The organism is Rhodococcus sp. IEGM 1370, from assembly GCF_033142325.1.
GTDB lineage: Bacteria > Actinomycetota > Actinomycetes > Mycobacteriales > Mycobacteriaceae > Rhodococcoides.
In genome coordinates this window covers 512711-527897 of the sequence record NZ_JAWLRY010000001.1, presented here as the reverse complement: position 1 = coordinate 527897, position 15187 = coordinate 512711, and the positions used below count along the sequence as shown (strand labels likewise).

The following is a 15187-nucleotide window of genomic DNA, read 5'->3' as shown; positions in this document are numbered from 1 at the left end:
TCGAAGCCTCTCTTTCCCACAATCACATGCGCCCTCACCGGCCGCCGGACCGGCGGCGATCGGTGAGCACCGAACACATCGAGCAAGTTGATTTCTACGTTCCCTATTTACTCGTCACGGAAATTCGGAAATTACTCTTCGGTACATATCCGTGCGAATGGACCGGACCGTTACAAGTCGGTACCCCGTTCGAGCGCACCCGACACACTCCGACTCGATTCGGCACCCGGTCAATCTACAGGGCCGACCGCGCGGATATCGTCGGTCGTCATCCCGTCATGTCGAAAGCGGCGATGACCTTGGTGGGTGCGATCCGAACGATCAATTCGCCCGGTACGCCGTTGCGGGTGCCGAACTCCTCGGCGCGTTCGCGGCCCATGTAGCGGGCTCCGATCGCGGTCGCTGTGCGTACCAGTTCGGTCGGATTCTCGTCCACCGAGGCAATGCCCTGCACCTGCACGAACCCGTACGGCGGCTCTTCCAGGTCGACGGTCAGCACCACCCGCGGATCACGACGAATGGCTTTGCCCTTGGCCGTATCGGCACCGGTGTTGAACACGATCTGCTGACCCTCCACGACGAACCAGATGGGTGCCACCAGCGGCCGCCCATCGGAGGCGAGGTAGCCGAGCTTGCCGGTGCGGGTGCCCTGCGACAGAAATTCACGCACGCGTGGATCGGTGAACGACGTCATCGGAGTGACGCTACGCGGCTGGGCCGACAGAATCGGCGATCTCGGGTACTTCGGCAGGTCCACGGGTCCGTTCACGACGCCGCCGACCGGGATCGTTCGATGCCGGGGCCGACTCAGTGGCCCAGGGTCGCTCCGACCAGAATCAATCTCATCGCTCGCTCCGTGGCATCGGTCAGGAACTCGGCACCCCGTTCGAGCGCCTCGACCAACTCGACCGGTGAGGGCAGGATGCCGGCGAAGGCGTCGATACCCGAGTCGTAGTTGGCGCGGGCGTCGAGACCGATGGTTCCCGCGAGCGCCACCACAGGTTTGCCGTGAAGCTTGGCTCGGCGGGCGACCTCCGTCGGGATCTTCCCCTTCGGCGTCTGCTTGTCGATGGACCCCTCGGCGGTCAACACCAGGTCGGCTGTCGCGATGAGGCTGTCGAGGTCGACATGATCGAGCATCACCTCGAAGCGCGGTAGCAGCTCGGCCCGCAGGACCGCTGCCACGCCTGCCCCCATCCCGCCGGACGCGCCGGTACCGGGCCCGGTGCGGAGGTTCAGACCGGGCGGCCGCGTCGACACGTCACGCTCCAACACCTCGGCCCAGCGGTCCATCGCGGCCGACAGGATCTCCACTTGCGTCGAGCTGGCCCCCTTCTGCGGTGCGAAGACCCGGGCAACTCCGCCGGGCCCACAGAGGATGTTGTGTGGGTTGCATGCGACCCTGATCTCCACACCGCTTCCCGGACTCAGCCGTGAATCGAGGCCGGATACATCGATGTGGTCGAGCCGAGTCAACTCGCCTCCGCCGTCGCCCAATTCGAGGCCTTCGGCATCGAGAAGTCGCACTCCGAGCGCCTGTAGGAGCCCCGCACCGCCGTCCGAGGTGCCGGAGTCGCCGCAGCCCAACAGGATTCGTTCGGCACCGTAGTCGAGGGCGGTACGGATGAGCTCACCGACTCCGCGGCTCGTGGTCACCGTCGGGTCGCGCATGTCTCGCGGAACCAGCGACAGACCGGCCGCTGCTGCCATCTCCACGACCGCGGTGACCGGCCCGTCCGTTCCCAGCAGAGCGAAATGGGAATCGACCGGCTTGCCCACCGGCCCGGTCACGACGGTGTCGATCACCTTGCCCATCGTGGCACCGGCAAGGGCGCGAGCGGACCCCTCACCCCCGTCGACGAGGGGGACCGAGTTGACGATGGCCCCGGGCACCACCCGGCGAATACCAGCGGCAATGGCCGACGCGACCTCGTCGGCACCGAGAGATTCCTTGAACCCGGACGGGGCGACGACGAACCGGAGTGGGGTGGAAGACGGCATGGTGATCGATTCCTTTTCGAGGGTGGGAGATCAGGAGATGGGGGTGCCGAGCAGCGGCCACACGAACACGGCGAAGAACAGCACGGTCCCTGCGGTCAGCGGCGCGAGAAAGGCGGACAGGCGTAGCAGGTCCTTCGGTGAATACGTCTCCACACCTTCGGCTTTGGCGAAGATTGCCACCGGCTTCGCCGAGGACGGCATGGTGTGGCAGAAGCCTGCTGCAGCCGTCGACGCGAAGGCCGCGGCCATGGGGTCGACTCCGAGCGCCGAAGCCGTGGTGACGACGAGCGGAACGAGGACGGACGAACGTGCCGAGCGAGATTGGATGAGAAGGTGCGAGGCCACGGACAGCACGATCACCACCGCGATGAACACCCAGGGCGGTGCCGAGCCGATCGGAACCACCGTGAACAGCCCGTCCGAGAGCCACCCTGCCGCACCGGACGTCGTCAACGCGGTCCCGAGGGCCAGCGTTGCCGCCATGAACAACAGCAGCGACCACGGCACGGTAGCGAGCGCCTTTCCGAAGTCGGTGGTACCCACCCGCGGTGAGGTGGAGATCAAGGCACCCAGCAGGGCGATGATGGCGGGGTGCACGCCGTGCAACGGTTCGGAGCACCACAGCACGATGACGACGGCCAGCAGCGTCGCGGCCCGGTTCTCCGCGATGGTCAGCGGTCCCGTCACCGGTGTCGGGAGTCGCGATGCCATGTCGGATACGTTCACCGTCAACGGTATTCGGCGATCCTCCCGATCGGTGAACAGCACCAGTACCAGTTCGGCGGCGCAGTGGCTGCTGACCACGGCCAGCGGCACACCGAGCAACAGCCACGCGGTGAAGCTGATCCCGGTACCCGTCGCACTCTCGAGCACCTGGCTGGTGATCAGATGCGCCCCCGCCCCGATGAGCGTCGCCACCGCGGACAGCAGGATGACGGTAGGAAACAGGATTGCCAACGCCCGCACCACCCGCTTGCGCTCGGCGAGCGCCTGCGCCAACGCCAAGAACACCGGCAGCGCAAGGGCGGCGCGACCCGAGGTGGCGGGAATCGCGAAAGCGGTCACGATCAACGCGGCCGTCACCAGATGGGCGAGCTGGCGTACGCTACGCGCGCCACTGACGATGAACACTGCTGCGCGCGTTGCCAAACCGGACTCACGGACTCCCGCGGCGATGATGAATGCCGCGATGAGAAGCCAGATGGTCTCCTCGCCGAGAGTGTCGAACAGTGCGTCGGTGCTCACCACACCGGTCAGTACCAGAGCAAGTGCGGCACCGAGAGCTACGTAGGTGTCGTCGATCTTCGTGAACACCCAGAGCGCGACAGCTGCGGTGAAGACCACGAGCGTGGTCCGCCCGGCGCTGGGCAGCCCTTGCGCCGCGCCCGCGAGTACGGCCAGGAGTACCAGCAGCGCAACCGAACTCATGACACCCTGGACCAGTCGGCGGGTCAACAGATCGCGAAAGCGCCACGAGCGCATCGGTTCCGGGACAGGAGGTGGCTGCGTTCTGTAGCTGACCGTGTTCATGGTGACCAGTCTCGGTCCGTCCGATGAAACGTCGATGAACGTTCCATGAGCGTTCTTTCATGTGCTGTTCCGCTCAGGCCGGCCGATATCCCAGGTCGAAATCGTATCTCTACACGTGATGATCCAGGACGACGAAGTCGACATCTCCGCTCGTCGCACAGTCGATCGCGGTGCTGCCGTCGACCACGGTGGTCGTGGTGAAACCGTTGGCGCGCAACCTCTTCTCGACGAAGGACGAGATGCGGTCGTTGTCCTCGGCGATCACGATGCGGCTCATCGTCGGTCGCTCATCGTCGGTCGCTCATCGCGCCGGCAGGTCCAGCCCGAATGTTGCACCCGCACCGGGCCGACTGTCGAGCGTCGCGGAACCGTGGTGCCCGTCGGCGATCGCTCGCACGATACTCAGGCCAAGACCCGCGCCGCCACTGTCCGAGCGAGGCGAACCACTGGTCCCGCGGGCGAACCGCTCGAAGATGGTCGGCGCGTCATCGTTGGACACACCGGGACCGGTGTCGCTCACCCACAACAGAACTCGGTCCCCGACGAGCTCGGAGCCAACCACGATCCGGTCACCGGTGCCGGTGTGCGACACCGCATTCTGCGCCAGCTGAAGCACTGCCTGCGTCACTCGTTGTGGATCGACGCGCACCGAGCCCGTGCCGACGTGCCCCAGTATCCAGTCGCGGTGGGCGAGCGCGCGCACCTTCGCGTCGATATCGCGCGTCAGGGTCTCGAGATCCACCGGTTGCTTGTGCACGAAATCCGGCCGCTCGGCTTTGGCGAGCAGCAACAGGTCCGCCACGATCCGGTTCATTCGGTCCAACTCGTCGGTGACGAGCCGGACCGTCTCTTCGCGCTCGCGTGGATCGTCGCCCATCAATTCGAGATGCCCCAGGACGATCGTGATCGGCGTACGAAGCTCATGACTCGCGTCGTCGACGAATTGTCGCTGCGCGGCGAACGCGGATTCCAATCGGTCGAGCATGTCGTTGAACGTATCGGCGAGTTCGGCGACGTCGTCTCGGCCGTCCACCTCGATCCGCCTGGACAGGTCGTCGGTGGTGATCTGGGCTGCGGTCCGGCGAACCAGACGCACGGGGGCAAGGATCTGCCCGGCCACGACCCAGGCGATGCCGCCGGTGAACAGCAGTGCCATCAGGGACACTCCGATCACGACACGAACGGTGTTCGACACGTCTGCGCGCTCGCGATCGACGAGGATTCCGATCGCAAAGGTCCCGGCCTGGCCCCCACCGGATGGTTCGGCAACTTGTTTTGCCCAGGCGACTTCGCCTTCCGAAGTCTGCGTCGATCCCACACTGTCGGGTGAGTCCACGATCGCCGATACGACGGCCGCGTCGGCGACCAGATCTCCCGGGCCGCTGCGCTCCTGACGCAGCAGTCGGTCGGTGTAGCCGAACAGGATCTCGTCGTCGTCCGGGTATTGGCGCTGGAGGTGCAACTGGAGCAGATCGGCGACATTGCCGAACGGCAACCCGTCGTCCGGATCCCGGCCGGTCGCAGCGAACTCGCTGAACTCGCCGATCTCTTGCTCGAGCGCCACCGCGGTGTCTCTCTCGACATCGGCGAGGAGGATCGTTCGTACGGCAACCCCCACGGCCAGCATGGCCAGTGCCATGACGAACAACAGCCAACCGAGGATGCGCACCCGCGCCGGAACACGGGTTCCTACCCGGGGACGACGAGGCGCAGGCTCGGGCACAGGTCCCCTCCGCGCGAGCACCTCGGTGCGGGCATCACTGCCGTCGATCAGTTTCTCGGTCGAGTTCACCCGTCGTCGTCTTCCACATCGTCGTCGCCATCCGCATCGTCCTGGCCACCGACGTCGTCGTCATCGTCATCACCGTCCGGAATGACTTCGACGGGAGGAGGGGCAGGGACGACGATGGACTGCGGTGCTGCCGGCGGCTCCGCTGCAGCAGGAGCCGTACCGCCCACCGGGCCCGTGGCCGCGGGAGGAATTTCAGCGGTCGAGGGGTCCGCGGTCGAGGGTGCAGCGGTCGGGGGTGCAGCGGTCGAGGAGGCCGGTGTGGCCGATGGGGGCGGCGCCTCGCCGGAAGTCTCGGATGCGCTCGGTGCCGCGACTCCGACGGTGACTCGCGGCTCGAAGCTCGGTGGCTGTGGGGTGTCGGCAAGTACGGTGCTCGCCAGTGCTACGCCCACCGGAACGATCACCACGGCCGCCAGGACGGCGATCTTGGGTGCGAACTTCACATCACCACACTGTCTCGAACGAGTGAGACGCCGATGAGGGCAACATGAGTGAGTTCTCATGTCCGGCTATGGACCGAATTTTCGTCCGCGAACCCGGTGCCTATCCGGCGGACGCGTGGGTCAGCGCGCCGGCGCAGATCGTCGCTCGGATCTCGGTGTCGGCCAGATCGTGTGCCGATCGGTGCACGGGATGCTCGACGAGAACGACGATGTCAGCCGTATCCCCCACGCGGAGTATCCCGCGTCCACCGCACGCCGCCCGCAGTGCCACCTCGAGAGGTACGGCTTCTTCGGGGTGCCACGGGGGTCGGTCGTCATCGGTACGGAACACCGCCGCGACGACTCCGGCCAACGGCTCGGGCGGACTGACCGGCGCGTCGGAACCGAACAGCAACCTCGCCCCGCTCCGGTGCAAGGTTCCGTATCCGTACGCCACCGAGCGCCGTCCGGCCCACAGATCCTCGGCAATCTCGCGATCGGCCATCGCGTGCTGCGGCTGCACCGATGCCGCGACGCCGAGCGCTGCGAAACGCGCGATGTCCTCCGGCAGGATCTGTTGCGCATGTTCGATTCGACCACCGCAACCGGCGCGCTCGAACGCATCGAGAGCAACACCGTTCGCGCGGTCACCGATCGCGTGGATCGCCGGAACGATGCCGCCGCGTGAGGCCCGCGACACGAGCTCGAACAGACCCTCGCGGGTCTCGAGCAGCAGACCGTACGCGTCGTCACCCTCGATCCCCGGGTACCTGTCGTGGCAGCACGCCGTCCGGGTGTTGAGCGAGCCGTCGAGCATCACCTTGAGCGGTCCGCGCCGGATCAGTTCCGACAGAGCCGAGACGTCTCCGGTCCGCTCGCCGCGCTCGAGTGCTTCGTCGAGCCATTGCGGCCACACGGTCGTGTCGACGCGTACCGCGGGAGAGCCGGCCGTCAGGCGTCGATCCCAGACCGTCTTGTTGTCGGCGAACTCGAAATCCACGACGCCGGTGACTCCGCGGACCGCCAGTGCCGCGGTGGCGTCGAGCACGGCCCGATCGAGTTCGGCCGGGTCCTCCTGCTCTTCGAGTGCCATGACCGCTTCGAGGCCGTCGACGTCGCGCAACACCCCGGTGGGGTGGTCGATACCCAGGTCGTCGAGCAACGCGGGGCTCAGCCACAGCGTGTGCAGGTCCATGCTCGTCATCGCCACACGGGCACCGGGCAGCGCATTCTCTAGCAGGTCCTTGTGTGGCTCCTCCGGCCACTGTGCATCGCGGAAACCGTTGGCGCGCACCACGGATTCACCTGCCGTACGCGCGTAGGGGTACACCAGCGCGACGGCGTCGGCCGCCGACATCGCCGGCCCGACGTCGATTCGCCTACGGGCCGCCGCCCACTGCGTCAGATGCACGTGAGAGTCCACGAATCCGGGTAGCGCCACCCCGCCCCCACCGTCGAGCACCTCGTCACCCGCTGCGCGTCGAGTACCTGCGGGGGTGATCGCCGCGATGACCGACCCTGCCAGTTCGATGTCGAAGAGCACGCCGGAACCATCCAGTGCGACATTGGCGATAATCACTCCTGGGACTCTAGAGCGTCGACTTCACGGGCGCGCATGCCATCCTCTAGCAATGAAGACAGAGCCTGTTGCGATGCAGACAGAGCAGACCGGTCCCGTCGGATATCACGCGAGCGTGACGGTGCGCTGGTCCGACATGGACGCCTTTGCGCACATCAACCATGCACGAATGGTCACCCTGCTCGAAGAAGCGCGAATCGAATGGCTGCTCAGCGAGGGCGAGGCCAACGAGTCGCTGATCAAGAGTGCGTTGATCGCCAACGTGACCATTGCGTACAAGAAGCCGCTCCGTCATTCGGACGGTCCACTCGACGTCACCCTGTGGTTCGAGAAGGTGCGCGCTGTCGACTTCACCATCGGGTACGAGGTGCGCGCCGCGGGCGCGGCACCGGATTCGCCGCCCGCGGTGGTGGCGACCACCCGGATGGCGATGGTCGACGTCGGTGCCGAGACTCTGCGCCGCATCGCGCCGGAGGAGAAGGCCTACCTCGCGCGCTGGACTCGCTGAAACTCGGCCGCCCGGTCGACGAACCACGCCAACGCCGCCGGGTCGTCGACGGCACTCGCATCGACGGTGCCCGCCGCAGCAGCACCTTGGAAAAGTCGTTTGAGCGGTACCTCGAGCTTCTTCCCGGTTCGGGTGTGGGGCACCGCGGGCGTGGCGATGACGTCGTCGGGAACGTGTCGCGGCGACACCTGGGTTCCGATGACGGATCGGATGCGTTCACCCAACTCGTCGGTCGCGCCGCCCGGGACCACCACGAACAGCGGCATCCAGTATCCGCCGTCGGGTAGCTCGATGCCCAGAACGAGCGCCTCGGTGACCTCGTCCAGCGATTCGACGGCCTGATAGATGTCAGCGCTCCCCATACGAATTCCGTTGCGGTTGAGCGTGGAATCCGACCGGCCGTGGACGAGCACACTGCCGCGATCGGTCCTGGTGATCCAGTCGCCGTGCCGCCAGATTCCCGGATAGGTCTCGAAGTACGCCTCTCGGTAACGAGATCCGTCCGCGTCGTTCCAGAAGTACAGCGGCATCGACGGCATCGGCTCGGTGACGACCAGTTCACCGACGGTGCCACGGACTGCGTGGCCGTCCTCGTCGTAGGCGTCCAGCGCGACGCCGAGGAACGGCACCGACAGCTCCCCCGCCCAGACCGGCGCGGTCCGCACTCCCCCGGCGAACGCCGACACCACATCGGTGCCACCGGAGATGGAGAAGACCGGCACATGGGCTCCGATGTTCTCCGACAACCAGATCGACGACGTCGCAGGCATCGCGGACCCGGTGATCCCGACGGCCCGCAGTGCCGAGAGATCGTGATCGGAGCCCGGATGTGCGTCGGCCTTGATGCATGCGAGTACGTACCCGGGGCTGGTGCCGAGATAGGTCACACCCAGCCGAGCGGCGATGTCCCACAATGCATCAGGCGTCGGAAATGCGGGATTGCCGTCGGCGCACACGATCGTGGAACCGGCCAGCAGACCGGCGACCTGAAAGTTCCACATCATCCAGCTGGGGCTGGTGTACCAGAAGAACACGTCCTCCGGCCCCAGATCGGAGTGCAGGGCAACCGATTTGAGATGCTCGAGCACCACGCCGCCGTGACCGTGCACGATGCCCTTGGGCAGACCGGTGGTACCGGAGGAGAACACGACCCACAGCGGATGATCGAACGGCACTGCGACCGGTTCCAATTCACGGCTCTGCGCTGTTGCGGCAGACCAGCTCACTGCAGTTCCCGACGCCTCGCCGACCGTCACCACCAGCCGTAGCGTCGGCAGCCCGGCCGTGACCGCGTCGACATCGGCGGCCTTGTCTCGGAACTTCCCTCCGTAGACGTACCCGTCGGCAGTGATCAGTGCCGTGGGTTCGAGTTGTCCCAGACGATCGAGCGCTGCCGAGGCCGAGTAGTCCTGCCCGCACGCGGACCACACCGCACCCAGACTCGCGGTCGCCAGGAACGCGATCACCGCCTCGGGGACGTTGGGCAGATACCCGACGACGCGGTCGCCGCGTCGAACTCCCGCGCCTGCGAGCGTCCCCGCCAGCGCCCCGGCCTGATCGATCATCTCCTCCCACGTCACGGTCCGCGTCGAACCGTCTTCGCGGGCGTGCACGATCGCGGCGCGACCGGGTCGAGCGTGCCGAGTCACGTGGTCCACGTAGTTCAGTTCCGTACCCGGAAACCACTGCGCGCCAGGCATCGTGCGCTCCGCGAGCACCGTTGTCGGCACGCTGGAGGAGCGAACCTCAAAGAAGTCCCACACCGCTCGCCAGAACAGCTCCAGCTCGGTGGTCGACCATCGCCACAGAGCGAGGTAGTCCGGTAGAAGCACATCGTGACGTTGCTCGACGAAGCGCGCGAACTCGGTCACCCGAGCCTCGGCGAGGTCGGAATCCGTCGGCGTCCACAGCGCACTGGTCATGGAAGCGAGTATGTCAGCCGAAGGGCAGCTGTTCGATCAGGCCGAGCGATCGCTCGCGCATCTCCACCTTGCGCACCTTGCCGGTGACCGTCATCGGGAACTCGTCGACCACGTGCACGTACCGCGGGATCTTGTAGTGCGCCAACCGCCCGTCGCAGAACTCACGTACCGCTGCCGAATCGAGCGGCGCAGCATCGTCTTTCATCCGGATCCACACCATCAGCTCTTCGCCGTACTTCGGGTCGGGCACACCGATCACCTGCGCGTCGAGGACGTCGGGATGGGTGTACAGAAACTCTTCCACTTCGCGGGGATAGATGTTCTCACCGCCGCGAATCACCATGTCCTTGATCCGTCCGGTGATCGCCACGTAGCCGTCGTGGTCCATCACCCCGATGTCGCCGGTGTGTATCCACCCCTCGTCGTCGATGGCCTCGGCGGTCTTCTCCGGCTGCTCCCAGTAGCCCAACATCACCGAATACCCGCGCGTGCACAGCTCGCCCGCCTCCCCACGCGGCAGTGTGCTGCCCTCGATCGGATCGACGATCTTCACCTCGAGGTGCGGACCGACGCGTCCGACGGTCGACACCCGTTGCTCGACGGAGTCCTCGCTCCGAGTCTGCAGCGACACCGGAGAAGTCTCGGTCATGCCGTAACAGATCGACACCTCGGCCATCCCCATCCGCTCGATCACCTGCTTCATCACCTCGGTGGGGCACGGCGATCCGGCCATGATGCCGGTACGCAGACTGCCGAGGTCGAAATCCTCGAAGTTCTCCAGTGCCAGTTCTGCGATGAACATCGTCGGGACTCCGTAGAGCGAGGTGCACTTCTCCGTGGCGACGGCCGTCAACGTCGCGACCGGATCGAACGAGGGTCCGGGAATCACCATCGCTGCGCCGTGCGACGTGCACGCGAGATTGCCCATCACCATGCCGAAGCAGTGGTAGAACGGCACCGGAATGCACACTCGATCCTCGGCGGTGTAATGGCAGAGCTCGCCGACGAAGAATCCGTTGTTGAGGATGTTTCGATGACTGAGCGTCGCACCCTTGGGGAAACCCGTTGTCCCCGAGGTGTACTGGATGTTGATGGCGTCGTCGCAGCGGAGCCGCTCGGACACATCGGTGATCATGCGCGGAGTCTTCGCCAGCGCTCGATGCCCGCGATCGGTCATGGCTTCCCACTGGATGCTCCCGATGAACAGCACCTCACGCAGAGACGGCACCTCGGGGCGGGCGTCGTCGATCATCGCCGCGTAGTTCGATCCCTTGAACTCTCTGGCCGACAACAACACCGACACCCCGGCCTGCTTCAGCACGAACTGCAACTCGTGCGAACGGTACGCGGGGTTGATGTTGACCAACACGGCACCGACCTTGGCGGTCGCGTACTGCGCCAGAACCCATTCCGGGCAGTTCGGTGCCCACATTCCGACGCGGTCCCCCACCTCGACTCCGGCCACGAGCAACCCGGCCGCCAACAGATCGACGTCTGCGACGAACTCCGAGTAGGTCCACCGTCGCCCGGACGCAACATCTATCAGCGCATCGCGATCCGAGTACCGCGCCGCAGTTCGATCCAGATTCGCACCGATCGTGTCGTCCAGCACCGCTGTGTCCGACTCACCGGAAGAGTAACTGTCCATACGGCCACGGTAGTGAGCCCGGTCACCGTCGGCCACCCCCGAATAGGGGGATGTCACTCAAGGGTCAGGGCCTCGCCTGCCTCGAGCACATCGGCTCGCGAGGTGTCCTTCAACGCCACACCCGACCGCCCGAGCTTCCTGGCACCGGCCAACAGACCGGCCACGATTCGTGCGGACTGCGCATACCCCTGGCCTTCCGGCGGATGGATGTTGGATACGCAATTGCGATCGGCGTCGGTGCACCCGGGTTTCGGCAGATGCGTCAGATAGATACCGAGACTGTCGGCGACCGACAACCCCGGACGCTCCCCGATCAGCACCAACACCGTCCGCACACCCATCGCAGCCGCGATGTGGTCACCGAGCGCCACCCGCGCCTCGGTGGCGATCACCGGAGCCGCGATCGAATAACGATCGGAGAGCTCTGCTTTCAGCGCCTCCAGCATCGGCACGCCGTGATCGGCGAGCGCACGTGGGGACAACCCGTCGCCCAGCACGATGCCGATCTCGCTCTCGGAATTCACCACCTCCGACAGATCCTTCGGTTGCCGACCGAGATCGGGCCGTCGCAGATACTCCGCGCGACTCGTCGCCAACGACGTCACCACCGACGGCGCACCGAGACCGACCTGCTCCACCCGGCCCACGAACTCCTCGACCTCGAGCGGCATGTGCACAGCATCGCGCGCCGCAGCATGCGCCGAGCGAAACTCGAGCACCCGCGTGGTCGGCAACGAATCACCGATGCGGCCCAACCCGATTCGAGCCTGCGTCATCGCGCGCAACTCGCCCCAGAACTCTGTTTCCGGTCGTTCCGCTGGCGTGCTCATCGCGCACTCATCAACGCGCGCAGCGGCGATCCCGCGGCATCGACGTCGAGGACTCTGCCGTCGGCGTCCACCATGCCCAGTCGGGAGAGCCACGACTCGAATTCCGGTGCGGGTCGCAGACCGAGAACCTGACGAACGTAGAGCACGTCGTGAAAGCTCAACGACTGGTAGCCGAGCATGACGTCGTCGGCACCCGGCACCGCGATGACGAACGCGACCCCGGCGGTACCCAGGAGCGTCAGTAGGGTGTCCATGTCGTCCTGGTCGGCCTCGGCATGGTTGGTGTAGCAGACGTCGACACCCATCGGCAGTCCCAGCAGCTTGCCGCAGAAGTGATCTTCGAGGCCCGCCCTGATGATCTGTTTGCCGTCGTAGAGGTACTCGGGCCCGATGAATCCGACGACGGTGTTGATCAGCAGCGGCTCGAGATCGCGGGCCACCGCATACGCACGCGTTTCGAGGGTCTGCTGATCGACGGGGCGGTCGCCGGTACCGATATGCGCGCCCGCCGACAACGCCGAACCCTGGCCTGTTTCGAGATACATGACGTTGTTCCCGACGGTTCCGCGGTGCAGCGATCGGCCGGCCTCGTTGGCTTGCCGAAGCAGCGGAATGTTCACTCCGAAGCTCGAATTGGCTCCTTCGGTGCCCGCGATGGATTGGAACACCAGATCGACCGGAACTCCCTTGTCGATCAGTTCCATCGTGGTGGTCACGTGCGAGAGCACGCACGATTGTGTGGGAATCTCGAAGCGCTGCCGGATCTCGTCGAGCAGGTGCAGCAGTTCGGCCGTCGCCTGAGGCGAGTCGGTCGCCGGGTTGATCCCGATGACCGCATCACCCGATCCGAGCAGCAACCCGTCGAGCGTGGCCGCGGCGATTCCGCGGGGGTCGTCCGTCGGGTGATTGGGTTGGAGCCGGGTGGTGAGTGTTCCGGGCAGTCCCACCGTCGTACGAAAAGCCGACGTCACCTGCACGGCTCGAGACACCGCGATGAGATCTTGGTTTCGCATGATCTTGCTGACTGCTGCCACCATCTCCGGAGTCAGTCCGGCGGCCACCGACCGCAACGTCGCGGCCGCGTCCGGCCTGGCGGTGACCTGGAGAAGCCAGTCCCGCAGGCCGCCGACGGTCAGGTGCGACACCGATCCGAAGGCGAGGCGGTCGTGTGAATCGATGATGAGCCGGGTGACCTCGTCGCTCTCGTACGGCACGAGCAGATCCTGCAGGAAGACGTCGAGCGAGACCTCCGACAATGCCCACTGGGCTGCCGCGCGCTCGGCATCCGATTCGGCTGCGCAGCCTGCCAATTCGTCGCCCGATCGAAGCGGTGTCGCCTTGGCCATCAAGTCCACCAACCCGTCGAAGGTGTAGGTGGTGCCCGAGACCTGCTGGGTGTAGATCGTCATTCCAGCTCGGCCTCGGCCTTGGCCAGCGCAGCGAACTCCTCGTCCGGCGAGTTCGCGACCAGATGATGCCTGCTGTAGATGCCGAAGTAGGCCATGAACGCGACGAACACGCCGAGGCACCACAGTGCCGCGGTGGAATCGACGACGAACGTGGCCACCACGGCGAGCGCTGCGACGATCAACGCGAATCCGGTGGTCACGACGCCGCCGGGGGTTCGGTACGGGCGTTCCATGTTCGGCTCCTTGCGACGGAGCACGATGTGGCTGACCATCATCAGTACGTAGCTCAGCGCCGCGCCGAACACGGCCATGTTCAGCAACATTGCGCCCTGACCGGTCAGTGAGAGCAGGAAGCCGATGACGCCGGGGACGATCAAGGCGAGCGTCGGGGCCTTGCGAGAGTTGGTGATGGACAGTGTCTTCGGCAGGTATCCGGCACGCGAGAGCGCGAAGAGCTGGCGCGAGTACGCGTACATGATCGAGAAGAAGGACGCAACCAGTCCGGCGAGGCCGATGTAGTTGACGATCTTGCTCGCAGTTCCGTCACCGAGGGCTTCCACCAACGGATTTCCCGATTCCTTGACGGCGTCGGCACCGCCTGCGCCGGTCACCAGGAGCAGCACGACAGCACCGGTGACGAGCAGCACGCCCATGGCGGCGATGATGCCGCGTGGGACGTTCTTGGTCGGATCCTTGGCCTCTTCTGCGGCCAGCGGAACGCCTTCGATCGCGAGGAAGAACCAGATGGCGAACGGGACGGCAGCCCAGATGCCCAGGTAGCCGAACGGCAGGAATCCCGAAGCTCCGGCTGCGTCGGTGGGCGCGATGTCGGTCAGGTTGCTCGCGTCGAATTGTCCGATGGCGGCGACGGCGAACACGATGAGTCCGACCAAGGCGATCGCGGTGATGACGAACATGATCTTGAGGGCTTCGCCTGCGCCGGAGAGATGGATTCCGATGAACACCGCATAGACCACCAGGTAGACCCACCACCCGTCGGTGATGCCGAACAGCCCGAGGGATTCGACGTAGGCACCGATGAACGTCGCGATGGCGGCGGGAGCGATGGCGTACTCGATGAGAATCGCTGTACCGGTGGCGAATCCGCCCCACGGGCCGAGAGCGCGGCGGGCGAAGGTGTAGCCACCGCCTGCGGCGGGCAGCGCCGAGGACATCTCGGCCATGCCGAGCACCATGGCCAGGTACATGCCCGCGATGATGATCGCCGCGATGAGCAGACCACCGAAGCCACCCTCGGCGAGACCGAAATTCCATCCGGAGTAGTCGCCGGAGATGACGTAGCTGACTCCGAGGCCCGCCAGCAGGACCCAGCCGGCCGTCCCCTTCTTCAGGGTTCGCTTGGCCAGGTAGTCACCGCCCTCGACGTGTGACTGAGTGCTCTCGTGGGAGCCCGATTTCGGAGGAGACGACTGGGGGTCTACTACGGACATGACAAGCCTTTCGTAGCCATAACGCTCGGGACGACGGTCACGCCCGAGGGGACGATTCACAACAGGTGTGGCGCGCGAATCGGTTCACGATAGGC

Annotated in this window: 13 protein-coding genes; 1 reads left to right on the top strand and 12 read right to left on the bottom strand. The window is 65.7% G+C overall.

The features are described 5' to 3' along the window. Nucleotides 1-268: 268 nt before the first annotated feature. The 7 genes from R4P47_RS02585 to R4P47_RS02555 all read right to left on the bottom strand — a co-directional run bounded on the left by R4P47_RS02585 (nucleotide 269) and on the right by R4P47_RS02555 (nucleotide 7324). Nucleotides 269-694, bottom strand: a complete 426-nt coding sequence (locus R4P47_RS02585; RefSeq protein WP_317784014.1) for a PPOX class F420-dependent oxidoreductase — start codon at nucleotides 692-694, stop codon at nucleotides 269-271. 113 nt (nucleotides 695-807) lie between these two features. After that, on the bottom strand, nucleotides 808-2001 hold the full coding sequence (locus R4P47_RS02580) for a glycerate kinase (RefSeq protein ID WP_317784013.1): 1194 nt from the start codon (nucleotides 1999-2001) through the stop codon (nucleotides 808-810). A gap of 30 nt (nucleotides 2002-2031) precedes the next feature. Further along, complete coding sequence (locus R4P47_RS02575) at nucleotides 2032-3531, bottom strand: SLC13 family permease (protein ID WP_317784012.1); 1500 nt, start codon at nucleotides 3529-3531, stop codon at nucleotides 2032-2034. Nucleotides 3532-3640: 109 nt separating this feature from the next. Further along, nucleotides 3641-3808 carry a hypothetical protein gene (locus R4P47_RS02570; RefSeq protein WP_317784011.1) on the bottom strand — a complete coding sequence of 56 codons (168 nt, stop codon included), beginning with the start codon at nucleotides 3806-3808 and terminating at the stop codon, nucleotides 3641-3643. Nucleotides 3809-3832: 24 nt separating this feature from the next. Continuing rightward, complete coding sequence (locus R4P47_RS02565) at nucleotides 3833-5323, bottom strand: HAMP domain-containing sensor histidine kinase (protein WP_317784010.1); 1491 nt, start codon at nucleotides 5321-5323, stop codon at nucleotides 3833-3835. Beyond that, nucleotides 5320-5766: a hypothetical protein gene (locus tag R4P47_RS02560; protein WP_317784009.1), complete on the bottom strand. Its 447-nt coding sequence runs from the start codon at nucleotides 5764-5766 to the stop codon at nucleotides 5320-5322. The genes R4P47_RS02565 and R4P47_RS02560 overlap by 4 nt, the downstream gene beginning before the upstream one ends. A gap of 100 nt (nucleotides 5767-5866) precedes the next feature. Beyond that, nucleotides 5867-7324 (bottom strand): amidohydrolase, encoded by a 1458-nt coding sequence (locus R4P47_RS02555; protein WP_317784008.1) that lies wholly within the window; start codon nucleotides 7322-7324, stop codon nucleotides 5867-5869. 52 nt (nucleotides 7325-7376) lie between these two features. Here R4P47_RS02555 and R4P47_RS02550 point away from each other — a divergent pair, with 52 nt between their 5' ends. Next, nucleotides 7377-7832 carry an acyl-CoA thioesterase gene (locus tag R4P47_RS02550; protein ID WP_256980686.1) on the top strand — a complete coding sequence of 152 codons (456 nt, stop codon included), beginning with the start codon at nucleotides 7377-7379 and terminating at the stop codon, nucleotides 7830-7832. Here the strand turns inward: R4P47_RS02550 and R4P47_RS02545 are convergent. The 5 genes from R4P47_RS02545 to eat are packed head-to-tail and all read right to left on the bottom strand — an operon-like array spanning nucleotide 7808 to nucleotide 15092. Further along, the gene (locus R4P47_RS02545; RefSeq protein ID WP_317784007.1) at nucleotides 7808-9754 is read right to left on the bottom strand and encodes an acetoacetate--CoA ligase; all 1947 of its coding nucleotides are present in this window, start codon (nucleotides 9752-9754) and stop codon (nucleotides 7808-7810) included. The two genes, R4P47_RS02550 and R4P47_RS02545, sit on opposite strands and share 25 nt — an antisense overlap. Nucleotides 9755-9767: 13 nt before the next feature. Then, entirely contained in the window at nucleotides 9768-11402 is a 1635-nt protein-coding gene (locus tag R4P47_RS02540; protein ID WP_317784006.1) for an AMP-binding protein, read from the bottom strand. Between the two features lie 53 nt (nucleotides 11403-11455). Beyond that, nucleotides 11456-12232 carry an ethanolamine ammonia-lyase subunit EutC gene (eutC, locus tag R4P47_RS02535; protein WP_317784005.1) on the bottom strand — a complete coding sequence of 259 codons (777 nt, stop codon included), beginning with the start codon at nucleotides 12230-12232 and terminating at the stop codon, nucleotides 11456-11458. After that, nucleotides 12229-13641 (bottom strand): ethanolamine ammonia-lyase subunit EutB, encoded by a 1413-nt coding sequence (locus R4P47_RS02530; protein ID WP_317784004.1) that lies wholly within the window; start codon nucleotides 13639-13641, stop codon nucleotides 12229-12231. Before R4P47_RS02530 ends, eutC begins: the two co-directional genes overlap by 4 nt. Beyond that, complete coding sequence (gene eat, locus R4P47_RS02525; protein ID WP_269594359.1) at nucleotides 13638-15092, bottom strand: ethanolamine permease; 1455 nt, start codon at nucleotides 15090-15092, stop codon at nucleotides 13638-13640. The genes R4P47_RS02530 and eat overlap by 4 nt, the downstream gene beginning before the upstream one ends. Nucleotides 15093-15187 lie beyond the last annotated feature (95 nt).

Excerpts from the sequence above, each read along its gene's own strand:
- eutC (WP_317784005.1), bottom strand. The coding sequence starts at position 12,232 with ATGAGCACGCCAGCGGAACGACCGGAAACAGAGTTCTGGGGCGAGTTG.
- R4P47_RS02575 (WP_317784012.1), bottom strand. The coding sequence starts at position 3,531 with ATGAACACGGTCAGCTACAGAACGCAGCCACCTCCTGTCCCGGAACCG.
- R4P47_RS02530 (WP_317784004.1), bottom strand. The coding sequence starts at position 13,641 with ATGACGATCTACACCCAGCAGGTCTCGGGCACCACCTACACCTTCGAC.
- R4P47_RS02570 (WP_317784011.1), bottom strand. The coding sequence starts at position 3,808 with ATGAGCCGCATCGTGATCGCCGAGGACAACGACCGCATCTCGTCCTTC.
- eat (WP_269594359.1), bottom strand. The coding sequence starts at position 15,092 with ATGTCCGTAGTAGACCCCCAGTCGTCTCCTCCGAAATCGGGCTCCCAC.
- R4P47_RS02585 (WP_317784014.1), bottom strand. The coding sequence starts at position 694 with ATGACGTCGTTCACCGATCCACGCGTGCGTGAATTTCTGTCGCAGGGC.
- R4P47_RS02540 (WP_317784006.1), bottom strand. The coding sequence starts at position 11,402 with ATGGACAGTTACTCTTCCGGTGAGTCGGACACAGCGGTGCTGGACGAC.
- R4P47_RS02550 (WP_256980686.1), top strand. The coding sequence starts at position 7,377 with ATGAAGACAGAGCCTGTTGCGATGCAGACAGAGCAGACCGGTCCCGTC.
- R4P47_RS02580 (WP_317784013.1), bottom strand. The coding sequence starts at position 2,001 with ATGCCGTCTTCCACCCCACTCCGGTTCGTCGTCGCCCCGTCCGGGTTC.
- R4P47_RS02545 (WP_317784007.1), bottom strand. The coding sequence starts at position 9,754 with ATGACCAGTGCGCTGTGGACGCCGACGGATTCCGACCTCGCCGAGGCT.